Origin of the sequence: Actinoplanes regularis, assembly GCF_900188005.1 — a bacterium.
Classification (GTDB): domain Bacteria; phylum Actinomycetota; class Actinomycetes; order Mycobacteriales; family Micromonosporaceae; genus Actinoplanes; species Actinoplanes regularis.
This window is the reverse complement of record NZ_FZNR01000008.1, coordinates 273,824-289,667: the sequence shown is the minus strand read 5'-3', so window position 1 is coordinate 289,667 and position 15,844 is coordinate 273,824. Positions and strand designations below refer to the sequence as shown.

General features: G+C 70.7%; 17 protein-coding genes. 3 read left to right on the top strand and 14 right to left on the bottom strand.

The annotated features are described in order from the left end of the window. The first annotated feature begins 209 nt into the window (after nt 1-209). Nucleotides 210-1,412, top strand: a complete 1,203-nt coding sequence (locus tag CHC09_RS22740) for an arginine deiminase (protein ID WP_089295266.1) — start codon at nt 210-212, stop codon at nt 1,410-1,412. Nucleotides 1,413-1,450: 38 nt separating this feature from the next. Here the strand turns inward: CHC09_RS22740 and CHC09_RS22735 are convergent, their stop codons facing one another. The 8 genes from CHC09_RS22735 to CHC09_RS22700 all read right to left on the bottom strand — a co-directional run bounded on the left by CHC09_RS22735 (nt 1,451) and on the right by CHC09_RS22700 (nt 8,797). Beyond that, nucleotides 1,451-2,326, bottom strand: a complete 876-nt coding sequence (locus tag CHC09_RS22735) for a DUF5926 family protein (protein WP_089295188.1) — start codon at nt 2,324-2,326, stop codon at nt 1,451-1,453. Nucleotides 2,327-2,385: 59 nt separating this feature from the next. Continuing rightward, nucleotides 2,386-3,531, bottom strand: coding sequence for a sensor histidine kinase (locus CHC09_RS22730; RefSeq protein WP_089295187.1), 1,146 nt, complete (start codon nt 3,529-3,531; stop codon nt 2,386-2,388). Nucleotides 3,532-3,580: 49 nt separating this feature from the next. After that, nucleotides 3,581-4,369, bottom strand: coding sequence for a glycerophosphodiester phosphodiesterase (locus CHC09_RS22725; protein WP_089295186.1), 789 nt, complete (start codon nt 4,367-4,369; stop codon nt 3,581-3,583). Continuing rightward, nucleotides 4,366-4,701, bottom strand: coding sequence for a rhodanese-like domain-containing protein (locus CHC09_RS22720; RefSeq protein ID WP_089295185.1), 336 nt, complete (start codon nt 4,699-4,701; stop codon nt 4,366-4,368). Before CHC09_RS22720 ends, CHC09_RS22725 begins: the two co-directional genes overlap by 4 nt. A 27-nt stretch (nt 4,702-4,728) precedes the next feature. Next, nucleotides 4,729-5,874, bottom strand: coding sequence for an LCP family protein (locus tag CHC09_RS22715; protein ID WP_089295184.1), 1,146 nt, complete (start codon nt 5,872-5,874; stop codon nt 4,729-4,731). Nucleotides 5,875-6,095: 221 nt separating this feature from the next. Then, nucleotides 6,096-7,772, bottom strand: coding sequence for a solute symporter family protein (locus CHC09_RS22710; RefSeq protein WP_089295183.1), 1,677 nt, complete (start codon nt 7,770-7,772; stop codon nt 6,096-6,098). Next, nucleotides 7,772-8,128: a DUF485 domain-containing protein gene (locus CHC09_RS22705; RefSeq protein WP_089295182.1), complete on the bottom strand. Its 357-nt coding sequence runs from the start codon at nt 8,126-8,128 to the stop codon at nt 7,772-7,774. Before CHC09_RS22705 ends, CHC09_RS22710 begins: the two co-directional genes overlap by 1 nt. 165 nt (nt 8,129-8,293) lie before the next feature. Continuing rightward, on the bottom strand, nt 8,294-8,797 hold the full coding sequence (locus CHC09_RS22700; protein WP_089295181.1) for a flavin reductase family protein: 504 nt from the start codon (nt 8,795-8,797) through the stop codon (nt 8,294-8,296). A 99-nt stretch (nt 8,798-8,896) separates the two neighbouring features. Here CHC09_RS22700 and CHC09_RS22695 point away from each other — a divergent pair, with 99 nt between their 5' ends. Together CHC09_RS22695 and CHC09_RS22690 are read left to right on the top strand one after the other, a co-directional pair. Next, entirely contained in the window at nt 8,897-9,175 is a 279-nt protein-coding gene (locus tag CHC09_RS22695; protein ID WP_089295180.1) for a hypothetical protein, read from the top strand. Nucleotides 9,176-9,277: 102 nt separating this feature from the next. Continuing rightward, nucleotides 9,278-9,505 (top strand): hypothetical protein, encoded by a 228-nt coding sequence (locus CHC09_RS22690; RefSeq protein WP_089295179.1) that lies wholly within the window; start codon nt 9,278-9,280, stop codon nt 9,503-9,505. Nucleotides 9,506-9,567: 62 nt separating this feature from the next. Here CHC09_RS22690 and CHC09_RS47745 read toward each other — a convergent pair whose 3' ends face one another. The 6 genes from CHC09_RS47745 to CHC09_RS22655 form a co-directional block, all read right to left on the bottom strand. Next, nucleotides 9,568-10,278 (bottom strand): RlpA-like double-psi beta-barrel domain-containing protein, encoded by a 711-nt coding sequence (locus tag CHC09_RS47745; RefSeq protein WP_239138398.1) that lies wholly within the window; start codon nt 10,276-10,278, stop codon nt 9,568-9,570. Nucleotides 10,279-10,342: 64 nt separating this feature from the next. Continuing rightward, complete coding sequence (locus CHC09_RS22675; protein WP_089295176.1) at nt 10,343-11,968, bottom strand: sodium/solute symporter; 1,626 nt, start codon at nt 11,966-11,968, stop codon at nt 10,343-10,345. Further along, a complete protein-coding gene (locus CHC09_RS22670) occupies nt 11,965-12,348 on the bottom strand; it encodes a DUF485 domain-containing protein (protein ID WP_089295175.1) in 384 nt (127 codons plus the stop codon). The genes CHC09_RS22675 and CHC09_RS22670 overlap by 4 nt, the downstream gene beginning before the upstream one ends. Before the next feature lie 31 nt (nt 12,349-12,379). Continuing rightward, nucleotides 12,380-13,903 (bottom strand): DUF4153 domain-containing protein, encoded by a 1,524-nt coding sequence (locus tag CHC09_RS22665; protein WP_239138399.1) that lies wholly within the window; start codon nt 13,901-13,903, stop codon nt 12,380-12,382. A gap of 71 nt (nt 13,904-13,974) precedes the next feature. Beyond that, a complete protein-coding gene (locus CHC09_RS22660) occupies nt 13,975-15,027 on the bottom strand; it encodes a sensor histidine kinase (protein WP_239138400.1) in 1,053 nt (350 codons plus the stop codon). Further along, nucleotides 15,024-15,719 (bottom strand): response regulator transcription factor, encoded by a 696-nt coding sequence (locus CHC09_RS22655; RefSeq protein WP_239138401.1) that lies wholly within the window; start codon nt 15,717-15,719, stop codon nt 15,024-15,026. The genes CHC09_RS22660 and CHC09_RS22655 overlap by 4 nt, the downstream gene beginning before the upstream one ends. Nucleotides 15,720-15,844 lie beyond the last annotated feature (125 nt).

Genomic DNA, 15,844 nt, shown 5'->3' with positions numbered 1-15,844 from the left:
GACGGAGGGGAAAGAAAGAGAAAGAAGTGTGGATGAATACCGCATTCACGGACAACCTCTTCTTGCGGATGGTGCATCTCGACACCTGCGCATCGCGGCTTCGTCGCACCCTGCCAAGTTATCGCCGTCGCCCGTCCGGCGCATGCCTGTCCCAGGATCTAGATCGCAACGTGACCGGGCGGTAGCGTTCGGTGCAGGCTAACGTCGGCATGGTGTACGTCGACAGTGAAGTCAGCCGTTTGCGCACCGTCCTGCTCCACCGACCCGGAAAAGAGCTGGCCAGGCTCACGCCGCGGAACAGTGGCTCGCTGCTCTTCGATGGCATCCCGTGGGTCGGCAGAGCCCAGGACGAGCATGATCAGTTCGCTGAGGCGCTGCGTTCCCGCGGCGTCGAGGTGCTCCACCTCGACCGGCTGCTCGCCGAGACGCTCGCCGTCCCGGAGGCCCGCGCCGAGCTGACCGCCGGCGTTCTGGCCGACCCGCGGCTGGGTGACGGCCTGCGCGCCGGGATCGCCGGCTACCTGGCCGACCAGGACCCGCGGCGGCTGGCCGAGGTGCTCATCGCGGGCCTCGCCCACGAGGAGGTCAAACCGGGCGGCGGCAGCCTGGTCTACGAGATGCTGCAACGCAACGACTTCGTCATCGACCCGCTGCCCAACCTGCTCTTCACCCGGGACTCCTCGGTCTGGGTGCGCGACCGGGTCGCGGTGACCAGCCTGGCGATGCCGGCCCGGCGCCGGGAGACCACGCTCACCCACGCGGTGTACCGGTACCACCCGCGCTTCGCCGGGGCGGAACTGCTCTACGAGCCGGCTCTGGAGCACGTCGAGGGCGGTGACGTGCTGGTGCTGGCGCCCGAAGTGCTGGCGATCGGGGTCGGCGAGCGCACCACCCCGGCCGGCGCCGAGCGGCTGGCCCGCCGGGTGCTGACGGCCGGCCTGGCGCACACCGTGCTCGCCGTGCCGATCGCACAGGAACGGGCCACCATGCACCTGGACACCGTCTGCACCATGGTGGACGCGGACGCCGTGGTGATGTACCCCAACGTCGCCGACACCCTGCAGGCGTGGACCATCACCGCGGGACCGGAGAACGAGCTGACGGTCCGCCCGCCGCGCCCGTTCCTGGAGGCGGCCGCCGAGGCGATGGGCATCGACCACCTGCGTGTCATCGACACCGGGCTCGACCCGGTGACCGCCGAGCGGGAGCAGTGGGACGACGGCAACAACACCCTGGCCATCGCACCCCGGCTCTGCGTCGCCTACGAGCGCAACGTGGAGACGAACGCGCAGTTGGAGCGCGCCGGCATCGAGGTGGTCCGGATCCAGGGCTCGGAGCTGGGCAGCGGCCGCGGCGGCCCGCGCTGTATGAGCTGCCCGATCGAACGGGCTCCGCTGGCCCCGGCTCGCTGACAGCGGGTGTCAGAGGACCGGGGCCGGCGTCAGAGCGCTCAGCGGAGCGTCAGCTGGCGGCCGATCAGGCCCTGCCGGGCGCGCCGGGCGGCGGCGTCGAGGGGCTCGGTGATCGCGAGGGTGTCCTGGTACCGCTTGGCGAAATCGGCCAGCGGCGCCTCCCAGTCGCCCGCCTCGGGTTCGCCGGGGATGTCCCAGACCGGGACCAGCAGCCCGTGCGCCCGGAACATGCCGGCGAACTTGGTCTCCTCGCGCAGCAGCAGCTCGCCGGCGGCGGAGAGCCGGGCAAGCGTGTCCAGCGCCCGGTCCTCGTCCTCGCCGAGCACCCAGCGGACGTGGCCCTTGTCCGGTGCGATCCGGCACCAGTACGCGGCCTTCGCCGAGGTCAGGCGCACGGTCGGGTAGATCGAGGCGTTCGCTCGCTCCAGCGACGCCTTGACATTGGCGTCCTGCAGCTGGTCGTTGTCGAGCCAGTACTCGAAGCCGTCCCGCATGGTGATCTCGAGCGGGCCGTCCGCCAGGATGTCCTGCAGGCGCGGGCCCTCGCCGGGCAGCCCCGGCACCGAGACCGGCTCGCCGGGGGTGGTCTGCAGCCCGGCGAGGATCGCCACCGCCAGGTCACGGGAGACGTCACCGGACTGCACGTGCCGCTGCAGACCGATGAAGACCTCGCCGTCCCGGCGCGACATGGCCGGCCAGGCCATCGGCAGGACCGTCGAGAGGGTGACCGGGCGGTCGCCGTACTCCGCGATGATCTCCGGCTTCAGGGTCAGCGGCGCGGAGGCGGCCGGGACCAGCTCGCGCAGCGCGATCCATTCGGGCTCGTCGGCCAGACCCTCGAACGGGCGGGCGACGAAGATGTCGCGCACCTTGGTCTTCGGCTCAGATTCGCGGGATTTACGACGCTTGCTCACGAGGGACCAGCCTAGGGGGTGTCACCCGGAAAGCGGTGACGCGGGCCACCGTGTCGGTGTCACGCACGGCGCAGGCGCACCTCGGCCACCGTCCCGCCGCCCTCCCTCGGACGCAGCGACACCCACCCGTGCTGGCGTTCCACCATCTGCCGGACCAGGTAGAGGCCCAGGCCGGCGCCGGGATGGTGGTGCCGGTCGCCGCCCTCGGCCTGCCAGTACCGCTCGAAGGCGAGCTCGACGTGCTCGGGTGCGATGCCAGTGCCCCGATCCGAGACCCGGAACCGCAGCGTGTCGTCCTGCACCCCCACGCACAGCTCGACCGTGCTCTCCGCCGGCGAGTACTTCTCGGCGTTCGTGGTCAGCTCGGTGAGGATGGTGGCGATCGAATCGCGGTTTCCGTACGCCTTCGGCAGGCCCTCCGGCAGCTGGACGAGCCGCAACCGGCGCCGCAGGTCGGCCGGCAGTTCATCGGCCGCCTCGCGCAGCGCCTCGACCAGGTCGAACGGTCCCGCCGGGGACGAGCGGAGCACCCCGTCACTGGCCGCGGCGAGCAGCCGGTCGACCAGCCGGGCCAGCTCGCCCGCCCGGTTGCCGATCACCCGGACCGCCTCCCTGCGTCCCGGATCGCCGAGCGTCTCCCAGTGGTTGGTGAGGGTGTCCGCGTACCCCTTGATCACCGTGACCGGAGTGCGCAGCTCGTGGCTGGTGACCGCCACCCAGAGGTCGCGATCGGCCTGCTCCGTCGCCGCCGGATGCACCGGCAGCCCGGTGCCGAGGCGATAGAGGCGGCCGATCTCGCCGGCCAGCAGCTCCAGTACGGCGTGATGCTCCGTCCCGGGCTCACCGGCGCCCCCGAAGTAGACGTGCAGCGAGCCGGCGACCGTGTCCCCGGCCACGCACCGGGCACCCGACATGTGCCCCGGGTCGCCGCCCTCGACCAGCCGGGCGAACTCGTCGTCCACCGACTCCAGCGGAGCAAGCGAGAGGCGACGGCCGACGGCCGGCTCGCACACCCCGGTGGCCGCGATGATCCGGCCCTGGCCGGCCACGTACTCCGCGAAACCGGCCCCGTCGGCGCCGAGCACGTCTTGGGCCAGGCGGACCAGTCGCTGCAATACGGGCAGGCCGGACTCGCCGGCGTTGACGCGGTCGAGAACCGCGAGCTGACCCCGGGTCAGTGCTGGGTAGTCGGGACGGTCCGGCATGCCTGCGAGTCTGCCTCGCCGCTCACGTTTTGGGCAGATGTGTCCGCAGTCACATCTGTGCCAGGCGGTCCAGGACGAACTTGGGCCGGTCGCTGATCACGCCGTCCACCTGGTGCTGAAGCACCAGTTCCAGGTCGTCCGGCTCGTTGACGGTCCAGACGTACGTCTGATGGCCGGCCGCCCGCATCGCGGGCAGCAAGCCGGGCCGGTTACGGACCAGTTCGACGCCGGGCCCGGCGATTCGGGCTCCGAACGGCAGCCGGCCCTTGCCGGCCATGGGCGGCAGGAGATCCATCAGGTAGGCGGTGGGCACGCCGGGTGCCTGCGCGCGGATCCGGCGCAGCGCGAGCGCCGCGAAGGACATCACGGTCACCTGTACGAGGTCGTCCGGCTTCGGCTCGGCCAGCCCGAACCGGCGCAGCATCCGGACCAGCCGGCGCTCCACCTCGGCGCCGTGCCGGGAGGGATGCTTCGTCTCGACCAGCAGCCGGACCGGGCGGCCGCAGTCCCGGACCGCCTCCAGCAGCCGTTCCAGCGTGAGCAGCCGGCTCAGGTCGGGCAGCTCCTCGTCCGCCGGGTAGCGGGGGTGCCAGGAGCCGTAGTTGAACTCGTCGAGCTCGGCCAGGGTGCGCCGGCTGACCAGGCCCTTGCCGTTGCTGGTACGACTCAGCTTGCGGTCGTGGAAGCAGACTAGGTGCCCGTCGCGGGTCAGCCGGACGTCGCACTCCAGGCCGTCGACACCCTCCTCCAGAGCGCGCAGGTACGCCCCGAGCGTGTGCTCGGGCAGCGCGTCCGCGCCCCCACGATGGGCGAAGACGAGGGGTCGATAGCCGTTCACAACACCCGGGCCGGTTGCCCGTCCTCGCTGACCACGTCCCGGCCGGCCGCCGCCCAGGACTTCATCCCGCCGTCGAGGTTGCGCACGTTGTCCCAGCCGTTGTTCAACAGATAGGCCACCACCTGGCCGGAGCGGCCGCCGGCCCGGCAGATCACCACGACCTCGCCGTCGGTGGGCACCTCGGCCATCCGGGCCGGCACCTCCATCATCGGCACGTGGTGAGCGCCGGGCGCGTGGCCGGCGGTCCACTCGTCCGGCTCACGCACGTCGAGGAGGTAGGCGGCGGGATCGACCTGATCCGGGGTCACGCTGGGTACCTGAGGTCCGAACACGCCTCCAGCGTACGGCGCGGTGCCGTCCTAGGATTTCTTGACCGGGTTCGCCGCCATCCACTCGTTCATCTTGTCGGCGGCCATCGCCTCGTAGAGCGCCAGCGCCTTCTCCCGGTCGGAGACCACCACGGACTGCCCGGCGATCGTCTCGCTGCCCTTGTTCGGGCTGGTCAGGAACGTCAGGTTGTCGCCGCGCAGGTTACGGAACTGCAGAACCATGTCCTTGAGCGAGAAGTCCTGGTCGACGGTGACCGCCTTGGCCACCGCGTCGAGGAAGTCGTCGAGCTTGCCCGGGCTGGTCAGGGTGCCGCTGCTGGCCGCCTTGTCCATCAGCGCCTTGAGGAACTCCTGCTGGTGCTGCATCCGGGCGAAGTCGCCGCGGGGGAACTGCTTGCGCTGACGCACCCAGTCCAGGGCCTGGGCGCCGTCCATGTGCATCATGCCCTTTTTGAACACGCGGTGCGGCGGGTGGATCGACGTGATGCTCTGGTCGACCTTCAGGTCGACACCGCCCAAGGCGTCGGTGACCTCTTTGAAGCCGCCGAAGTCGACCGCCATCACGTGGTCGATGTGCACGTCGGTCAGGCACTCGACGGTGTGGACCGCGCGGGGCAGGCCACCGAAGGCGAACGATGCGTTGATCTTGGCGCGGGAACCGGAGCTGCAGGGCGCGTCGTTGCTGCTCGGCACGACCACCCACAGGTCGCGCGGGATCGAGACGATCTGCGCGTTCTTGTGGTCGGCGGGCACATGCATGATCATCAGCGTGTCCGCGCGCCAGGCGTTGGCCTCGTCGTCCTTGGTGTCCGGATCCCGGGAGTCGCTGCCGACCAGCAGGATGTTGAACGCGCCCTTCACCGTCTTGGCCGGCCGGTCCTCGGAGAGGCCGGAGAAGGCGTTGGTGCGCTTGAGATCGTCGTCGATCCCGTTGACGTAGTTGACCGCGAAGAAGCCGCCGGCCAGGGCGAGGATCAGCACCACGCCGCCGGCGATCAGAGCGATGCGGCCCCAGCGCGGACGGATCCGCGGGCGGCCGCCCTTGTAGGAGTGCCCTCGTTCACCCGGACCACCCGGGGACACCGGGCGTCCCGCGGGGCGGCCGGAAGCCGACCCGTACGGCGGGACGGAGGCCCGTCCGGAGGGATTGCCGCTGGGAGAGGTGGTCGCAGACATGAGACCACATTAGGTCGAAAAGACCAGCGATCCGGGTGTGCGACCCGGTTCGGCACGAACGTGGGAGCTTCTCCGGTACCGGACGGGGCGGGCCGGGCGATGACCCGGTACCGGACGGGGTATGACGTGCGATGACCCGGTACCGGACGGGGCATGACGTGCGACGAGGCCGGGCCCGGACCGGCGCGGCGACGACGCCGGCCCGGGCGGTGCGGTAAGGATCAGTGCGCGCCGTGCCCGGTCAGCGACCGGACCTCCAGCTCGGCGTATTTCTCGACGTCCTTCTCCGAGCTGAGCACGGTGCCCAGCCAGCCGAAGAAGAAGCCCAGCGGGATCGAGATGATGCCCGGGTTGGAGAGCGGGAACCAGTGCCAGTCGTGCGCCGGGAACATCGCGGTGGCCGAACCGGACACCACCGGCGAGAAGAACACCAGGACCACCGCGCTCAGCAGGCCACCGTAGATACCCCAGACCGCGCCCGAGGTGTTGAACCGGCGCCAGAAGAGGCTGTAGAGGATCGCCGGCAGGTTCGCCGACGCGGCCACCGCGAACGCGAGCGCCACGAGGAACGCCACGTTCAGGCTCTGCGCGAAGATCGACAGCCCGATCGCGATCGCGCCGATCACCAGGGCGGCGAACCGGGCGACCCGGACCTCGTCCCGCTCGGACGCGTTGCCCCGCTTGATCACGTTGGCGTAGAAGTCGTGCGCGGTGCTGGACGAGGACGCCAGGGTCAGACCGGCCACCACGGCCAGGATGGTGGCGAAGGCGACCGCCGCGATGATCGCCAGCAGGATCGAGCCGCCGGTGTCGCCGCCCAGGTAGTCGATGCCGAGCTTCTGTGCCAGCTGCGGCGCGGCGGTGTTGCCGGCCTTGTCCTGCGCGGTGATCGCCTTGCCGCCCACCAGGGCCGCCGCACCGAAGCCGAGGGCCAGGGTGAACAGGTAGAAGGTGCCGATGATGCCGATCGCCCAGAGCACGCTCTTGCGGGCGATCCGGGCCGTCGGCACGGTGTAGAACCGGGTCAGGATGTGCGGCAGGCCGGCCGTGCCGAGGACCAGCGCGAGACCCAGCGAGAGCAGGTCCATCTTGCTGTAGAAGGTCTTCGTCGCGTCGCCGGCGGTCTCCACGCCGTACCGGAGACCCGGTTCGAGGAACGCGGCCCCCTTGCCGGACTGCGCGGCGGCGTCACCCAGCAACGTCGACAGGTTGAACTTGTAGTGCGCCAGCACCATCAGGGTCATCACCAGGGCGCCGGTCATCAGCATGAACGCCTTGACGATCTGCACGTAGGTGGTGCCCTTCATGCCGCCGACCACGACGTACACGATCATCAGCGCACCGACCAGGATGATCGTGAAGACCTTGGCGGTGTCCGCGTCCATGCCCAGGAACGTCTGGTCCGCGGTGATCCCGAGCAGGAGCGAGACCAGCGCGCCGGCGCCGACCATCTGGGCGATCAGGTAGAAGATCGAGACCACCACGGTGGAGACCGAGGCAGCCATCCGCACCGGACGCTGACGCATCCGGAAAGCGAGCACGTCGGCCATCGTGTAGCGGCCGGAGTTGCGCAGGAACTCGGCGACCAGCAGCAGCGCCACCAGCCAGGCGACCAGGAAGCCGATCGAGTAGAGGAAGCCGTCGTAGCCGTAGAGCGCGATCAGGCCGGCGATGCCGAGGAACGAGGCGGCGGACATGTAGTCGCCGCCGATCGCCATGCCGTTCTGGAAGCCGGAGAACTGCCGGCCACCGGCGTAGAAGTCGGTGGCGGTCTTCGTCTGCCGGCTCGCCCAGATGGTGATGCCCAGCGTGATGGCCACGAAGACCAGGAAGAGCGTGATGGTCAGCGTGCGCGAGGTGCTGGCCGAGGACTCGGCCGCGAGCAGGTTTACCGGCATCAGAGGACGCCCCCGTCCGTCGAGGCGGTGTCGGCCGGGCGGCGGTCACCCTCGATCTCGTTGTAGATGTCGTCCGCGAGCGGGTCGATCTTCTGCGCGGCGAACCGCGAGTAGTACCAGGCGATCACGAACGTCGAGACGAACTGGAGCAGGCCGAGGACCAGGGCGATGTTGATGTTGCCGACCAGCTTGATGGCCATGAAATCCCGCGCGTACGCGGAGAGCAGGACGTACAGGGCGTACCAGAGGATGAACGCGATCGTCGTCGGGAAGATGAAGTTGCGAAGGGTTCGGCGCAGTCGACCGAATTCGTCGGAGTTCTGCACCTCGAGATATCTCTCGGGGGTGGCCGGCACGGTTTCACCACCTTCATTGGCGGGGCGGACTTTCCGGCACCGTACGAAGGAATGCCCCCGGTCCCGGGTTGCCGGTTCGCGCCTGCGCTGAGTGGCGGTTTGACTGCGCTCAGCGGTCGCCGAGCCGGATCGGCGGTTACCGAGCCGGATCCGGCACCGAAGTCGTCAGGCGAGTTCGGCGTACCTGCCGCGGAAATGCACCAGCGGCGCGCTCGCCGTGGGAAAGGAGGTCGTCTCGATGGTCGCCTCGGCCAGTAGCGCCCACCCGCACGGCCGCGAGCTCACCAGCAGGCAGCCGGCCCAGGTCCCGGCGTGGGCCGGCACCGGACCGTACGGCGTCTCCCGCCACTCCCCGGTGGCGAACAACCCGCCCGGCGCCGGCATCAGCCCGGCGAATCTGTCCGCGAGCTGGCGATCCGCCGGGGTCAACGGGGTCACCGCGAACCGGCCGGCCCGGAAGGCGGCGTCCCAGAAGTCGCTCTCCTCGTCGATCAGGCCGAGCATCCGGCCCGGCTCGCCGTCCGCGACCAGTGTCGAGGAGACGGTCAGCCCGGCCGGGCCGGGTGCCGTCCAGAGCGTGACCGGCGAGGCCAGCCTGCCGCGCAGACGACGTATCGGCGACTTGTCGCCGTCGGGCACCGCGAACGGGTCGGTGGAATGAATGGTCATCCGATCATTGTCGCGATTACAGATCGCGCATGCCGCTACCGGATTTAATTGATCACCAGCTATTTTTCTCTGGGGACCTTTGGCGGGAGGGGACGGCGCATGCCTCAGGTGGTGTTACGGCCGGGCGACGTCGTTCACGTCGGGGCCGAGGCGAGTGTCCAGTTCTCCGGCGATCGGGCCCTGACCCTCCGGATCATCCGGCTCGACCCGCGGGTCACCTACGACGGCTGGATCTGGCTGGACGGCTACGTCGTCGGCCCGGCCGGGAATGCGTTGCAGCGGCGGCGGATCTTCGTCCGGCAGGACGGGTTGCGCCCGATCCGGAGCAGCCGGCCGTCGGCGCCGCGGAACGGATCTCGAATCGCCGGCCGACCCTGATCATCGAGCGATCCCCGACCGGCGAAAGTCGCACCGTCCCTCGAAAGTGGACGAGGTCGGCGCATTACGCATTCTGTGTAATGTCGTGCCGGGGGTGCAGCAATGGCCGACGATCTGCCGCGCGCCGGGGACGTGTTTCACGTCGGCGGCGCGGCGAGCGTTCAGTTCGCGGGCGATCGGGCATTGACGTTCCGGGTGATTCGGGTCGACCAGCGCCTCACCTATGCCGGCTGGCTGTGGATCGACGGATATGTGCTGGGGCCGTCCGGTGACGCGACGGAACGGCGGGTCATTTTCGTACGGCGGGATGGGCTTCGGAAATTGCGATGACCATCGCGGTGCCCGGGTGTTCCGCGGCGGCGAAAGGGGAGCCGCGGAACACCCGGATCCGATCAGCCGACGCGTTCGATCACCGCGCGCCGGATCAGGAACTTGCCCGGCTCGCGAACCTGCTCGAAGGCCGCGTTGTTGAGGAGAACGCAGCTGCCGGAGACGCTCTGCACGGTCACCGTGGTGCTCTTGTTGTTGTCCAGGTTCGTGACCTTGAGGCGGGTGCCGATCGGGAACGTCCCGCTCGAGGCGAACGGCGCGCCGGCCTCGCCGGAGAGGGTCACGGTCGAGCCCTTGCAGACGACCTCCCCGGCCCCGGTCCCGTTCCCGGCTCCGCCCGCGGCCTGGGTCGGCGCGGTCGTCGGCGCCTTCGTGGGCGCCTTCGTGGGCGCGGCGGTGGGAGCCGTGGTGGGCGCCTTGGTGGGGGCCTTGGTGGGAGCCTTCGTGGGGGCGGCCGGCGGCGCGGCGATGTTCGCGTTGCAGCCCGCCTGCTGGCGCTGCACCTTGATCAGGTCGACGACGGCCTGGCGGTTCGCCAGCACGGCGTCGGTCTGCGCGTTGGGGTTTGCACGCTGCTCGGCCATGAAGGCGAGAGTGTCACGCAGCGACTGGTCCAGGCCGGAGCAGTTGGTGGCGGCGTTGCTCATGCCCGTGCTGACGGCGAACGCGCCGCCGGCCAGGGTTGCGACGGCGAGTCCGATGGCGATCTTGCGGTTGCGCCCGGTGAGTCCACTGCCCGGCCGCCGGTATGCACTGCTGCGTGATCTCCTCATGCCCGTGTTTACGTGCCTCGTTCGCGAGCGGACGGGGTTCGTACCTTAAAGATCCTTAAATGCTTCAACCCCGCAGTGACTCGGGTGCGTGCAGGCGCAACATCGTGGCGCCCACGTCGGCCGGCACCCGGCGGCTGGTCAGCAGTGACACCACGACCATTACCAGGAACGCCAGCGGTACGGTCCAGGCCGCAGGCTGCCCGATGAACTCGGCGAGACCGCTCGGCAGCTCCGCCCCGAGCACGGTGACCAGCACCGCCACCACCGCGGACCCGCCGCCGACCAGGATTCCGGCGGTCGCACCGGCAGCGGTCAGCCCCCGCCACCAGATCCCCAGCACCAGCAGCGGGCAGAAGCTCGACGCGGCCACCGCGAACGCCAGCCCGACCACCCGCGAGACGTCCATGTCGGACACGAACATCGCCAGAACTATCGGTACGACCGCGGCCAGCAGCGTCGCCAGCCGGAAGTCGCGCACCGACCCGGACCGCCCGGGCCGCAGCACGTCCGTGAAGATCACCCCGGCGACGCTGGTCAGCAGGCCCGAAGAGGTGGACAGGAACGCGGCGAGCGCACCCGCGGTGACCAGCGCGCCGAGCAGCCGCCCCAGGTGCCCGCCGCCCAGCGCGGCCTCCGGGAGCAGCAGCACCACCGCGTCGGTGCGCCCGGTCATCAGCAGTTGCGGCGTGTAGACCCGGCCGAGGACCCCGTAGAGCGTCGGCAACAGGTAGAAGAGGCCGACCATGGCCAGTACGACGAGGGTGGTGCGCCGGGCCGAGGCACCGTCCGGATTCGTGTAGAACCGCACCAGTACGTGCGGGAGCCCCATTGTGCCCAGGAACGTCGCCAGGATCAGCGAATACGTGCTGAACAGGCCGGATTCGCTGCCGGGCTGCAGCCAGTCCACGCCGAACTTCGCGTCGACGGTGTCCACCCGTGGCACCGGGGCGCCCGCCGCGAAGTGCAGGGTTTCGCCGGCGGTCACCGGGCCGACCCCGTCCAGCACCGCGTCGCGTTCGATCACCACGCTGGTCGCGACGGGAAAGACCGCGCCGGCCGGCGGCGTCACCGCCGGGCGGCCGTCGGCCTGCCACTGAAAGATCAGGAACATGATCGGCACGGCCAGCGCGGTCAGCTTCAGCCAGTACTGGAAGGCCTGCACGAACGTGATCGCGCGCATTCCGCCGAACGCCACGTTGCCGGTCACCACCACGCCGATCAGAAGCGCTCCCCAGGCGTAGGAACCGCCGGTGACGGTGGCGAAGGTCAGGCCCGCGCCCTGCAACTGGGGCAGCAGGTAGAGGCAGCCGATGAAGAGCACGAACGCGGTGGCCAGCCGGCGCAATCGGGTGGACCGCAGCCGTACCTCGCAGAAGTCCGGCAGGGTGAACGCGCCCGAGCGGCGCAGCGGCGCGGCCACGAAGAGCAGCAGGGCGAGGTATCCGGCGGCGAAGCCGACCGGGTACCAGAGCACCTCGGCGCCGTAGCGCAGGATCAGGCCGGCCACGCCGAGGAAGGAGGCGGCGGAGAGGTATTCGCCGCTGATCGCGGCCGCGTTCCAGGACGGGCTGACGCTGCGCGAGGCGACCAGGAAGTCCGAGGTGGTGCGGGCGAAGCGGAGGCCGTACGCACCGATCGCCACGGTCACCAGGATGACCACGATCAGGCTGGGGAGCAGGTACGGATTCATCGCTCGGGTCTACGGACCACGGCGGTGAAGTCCTGCTCGTTGCGCTCCGCCCAGTGCACGTACGCGACGCCGACCAGCATCAGGAACGGGAACGAGAGCACGCCGAGCAGCAGCCACGGCAGTTGTGCCCCGAAGACCTTCAGCCGGCCGACCGCGGGCGCCACGGCGAACAGCAGTGGCAGTGCGCCCAGCCCGGCCACGACCACCAGCGACAGTCGCAGCGCGAGTGCCAGCTGGGCCCGGACCAGGCCCTTCACCAGCGCCTCGCCGACCGGGGTCTGCTCGGCGAGGTCGGTGCGGGCCGGGTCGGCCGGACGGCGCCGGGCCGCGGCGTCGCCCAGCACCACCCGCGTTCGCGGAGGCGGCGGATTGTCGGCCATGTCCGGCAGTCTCACCGCCTCCGGTGGAATGTCAATAGCCGTAGCGCTTCTCGACGCATCGCTCCGAGTCGGCCGGGCGAGGGCTTTCGCCGATCAACTCGCGGGCCGCGGCCCGGCCCAGATTCCACTCGCGCCACTCGTGCTCGTCCAGGCCGAGGCCGATCTGGTGGAGCACGCAGGCGCGATCCGCCGGATCGGCCATCCTTGTCAGGGCCGGCACCGCGTCCGGGGACAGGGTGGCGAGGTAGTACGGGTCGATCCGGTCGGCCGCGCGGTTCAGCTGGTTCTGGGCGATCCGCAGGTCCGGGTTCGCCACGGCCAGGCCGATCAGGGTCAGCACTCCGACCGCGATCGCCACCCTGGGCAGCCACGGCGCCCGGATCCGGATGCCCGCCACCAGCACCAGCAGCAGGATCACCCCGAACCACAGCTCGCAGCAGGCGACCAGCAGCCGCAGGCGGGTCAGGCCGTACGTGTCGATGTACACCTGCATCCGGACCAGCGCCGACGCGACGATCAGCAGCGTGAGCAGGGTCAGCGTGCCCAGCACGGCGCGGAACGTGGCCCGGTCGCCGGGCGCCTCCCGGGGCGCCCAACGGGCAGCGCCGGCCAGCACCACCAGGGTCAGCCCGGTGACGATGCTGAGCTGCCAGAAGCCGCCGCGGGCGTATCCGGCGTAGGTCAGGCCCGCCGTGGTCAGCACGTGCCGCTCGCCGCCGAAGAGCACCGTCGTCAGCTGCACGCTGATGAACGCGCCGAAGAGCAGGGTGAGCAGAGTGAGCGGCACCGCCCACTCCAGCCGCCGAACCTTGTGGCCCTCGGTGCGGTCGAGGTCGGCCAGGCGCGGCGGTGCGACCCGCAGGTAGGCGGCGCCGCTCAGCACCGGGGCGGTGAGACCGCAGATGAAGATCCAGCGGAAGGTGCCGCTCACCGTGATGTCCGGCAGCAGGGCGCCGAGCACGTTCGCGAAGTCCGGGTCGGCCGAGGCGAAGAGCGCGCCGAAGATCGCCAGGAGGGCGATCGAGACGGCGGCGGTGGCGGCGATCCGGATCGGTGCCGGGCGGCCGGTGCCGGTCCGGCGCATCCGCGCCAGGCCGCGAACCAGCCAGGGCAGGGCGCGCAGGACGGCGACCGGAGCTATCAGGTACGTCGTGACCACCGCCCGCATCGACCGGCCCGCCCCGATCGCCAACGCGAACGTCAGCGTCGCGGTGACCAGGCAGAGCGCGAAGAGCCAGCCGGCCGCGCGGAACGTGCCCACCCCGACCAGCGCGATCGTGGCCACGCCCCAGGCCAGTTGATCCCAGCCGGGCCGCTTGGCCGGCCGGGTCACCAGCGGTGGGATCGGGCTCGCGGCGGGGCGGGCCACCAGCAGGGCGATCGCGACGGCCACTGCGGTGATCAGCCAGCCCACGCCGGGGGTGTCCAGCGGGAGGCTGATCGCGGCGACCAGGACGCCGGCCGCGATCGCGACGATCGTGTTCGACGAGGCGGGAAAGGCCGGTCCGGGCAGGCGGCGGCCCCAGAGCCGGACGTCCGGCCAGGGCCCGTGCAACGGCCTATTTAGGATGAATTGTTCCTTCTGCGGAGCTGGAGGTGCCGTGTACATGGCGTTTCTCGCCTTCGTTACAGAGGGAGGCGTACGTGGATGTGGCAGCCGCGCCGTTCGGTCGGCTCGACCACGGCGATCGTTCCGTTGTGGAGCTGCACCACCCAGCGGGCGATGGCCAGGCCCAGTCCGGTGCCGCCACCGGTCGGCCGCTCACCGCGGGTGAAGCGCTCGAAGACCCGCTCCCGGTCCGCCACCGGGATGCCGTCACCCTGGTCGGTGACCGCGAACAGCACCTGCTCGTCGTGGCGCTCGGCGCGCAGCGTGACCAGGCCGCCGGGTGGGCTGTGCCGGGTGGCGTTGTCCAGGAGGTTGGCGAAGACCTGGTGCAGCCGCTCCCGGTCCCCGGGCACCACCAGGGCCGGGGCGGAGACCTCGAACCGGACGTCCCGCCCGATGCCGTCGGCGTTCACCTTCGCCTCCCGGACGACGTCCTCCAGGAACCGTGGCACGTCGACCAGATCCCGGCGCATCGGCACCACGCCCGCGTCCAACCGGGACAGGTCGAGCAGGTCGCCGACCAGCCGGCTGAGCCGCTCGGTCTGGGCCAGGGCGGTGTGCATGGTCTCCGGGTCGGTGTCGGCCACCCCGTCGACGATGTTCTCCAGCAGGCCACGGAGGGCGGTGATCGGCGTACGCAGCTCGTGCGAGACGTTCGCGATCAGCTCCCTCCGCTGCCGGTCCGCGGAGGCCAGATCCGCGGCCATCTGGTTGAACGCCTCGGCGAGCTCGCCGACCTCGTCCTGGGAACGGGTGCGGATCCGGCGGGTGTAGTCGCCACGGGCCATCGCCCGGGCGGCGACGGTCATCTCGCGCAGCGGAATCGTCGCGCCGTGCGCCATCACCTGCAGCGTGACCAGGCCCAGAGCGGCCGCGATGCCGATCCAGAGCACGTCCACCCGGTAGAAGTCGATGCTCCACAGGAAGACCAGCAGGCCGATCCCGCCGGCGAAGCCGAGCGCCAGGGAGAGCTTCGCCTTGATCGAGCGCACCGGGTCGAGTGGCCGGGGCAGCCAGCGGAAGAGGCGGGCCGCCACGTCGTGCACGAGCTGCATCAGGCGGGCGGTCATCGGTCCACCTCGAGGGCGTACCCGACGCCGTGCACCGTGCGGATCAGATCGGCGCCGAGCTTGCGGCGCAGACCCTTGATGTGGCTGTCGACGGTGCGGGTGCCGGAGACGTCGGCCCAGCCCCAAACCTCGGCCAGCAGCCGTTCCCGGGGCAGCACCGTGCGGGGTGTCCGGGCCAGGTGCACGAGCAGGTCGAACTCGGTGGGGGTGAGGTGCTTCTCCGTACCGTCGCGGAGCACCCGGCGCTCGGCCTCGTTGATCTCCAGGTCGCCGAGCCGGAGGGTGGGCGGGCCGGCTTTCGGGGCCGCCGCGACCTTGCCGGCCCGGCGCAGCAGGGCGTGCACCCGGGCGGCCAGCTCCCGCATCGAGAACGGCTTGGCCATGTAGTCGTCGGCGCCGACCGCGAGGCCGACCAGCAGGTCGGTCTCCTCGCCGCGGGCGGTCAGCATCAGGACCGGGACCGGGCGCTCCGCCTGGATGCGGCGGCAGACCTCGAGACCGTCGAAGCCGGGCAGCATCACGTCCAGGACGATCACGTCCGGTGGGTTGCGCCGGGCGGCCTCGACCGCGCTCGGCCCGTCCCCGGCGATCTGCACCAGGAACCCCTCGGCGCGCAGCCGGGCCGCCACCGCGTTCGCGATGGCCTGCTCGTCCTCGACGACGAGGACTCGCCGTTCGGTCGTCGTCTCCACGCCCGCCACCCCTCACACCGTTCTTCGGCGACGCGGGCCGGTGCGCCCCCGTGGCTCACCGGCCGCGTCGTGTGGGCAGCAGCTTATTGACGGGTCGCGGAGGGCTGGCGATGGAGTTGTGAACG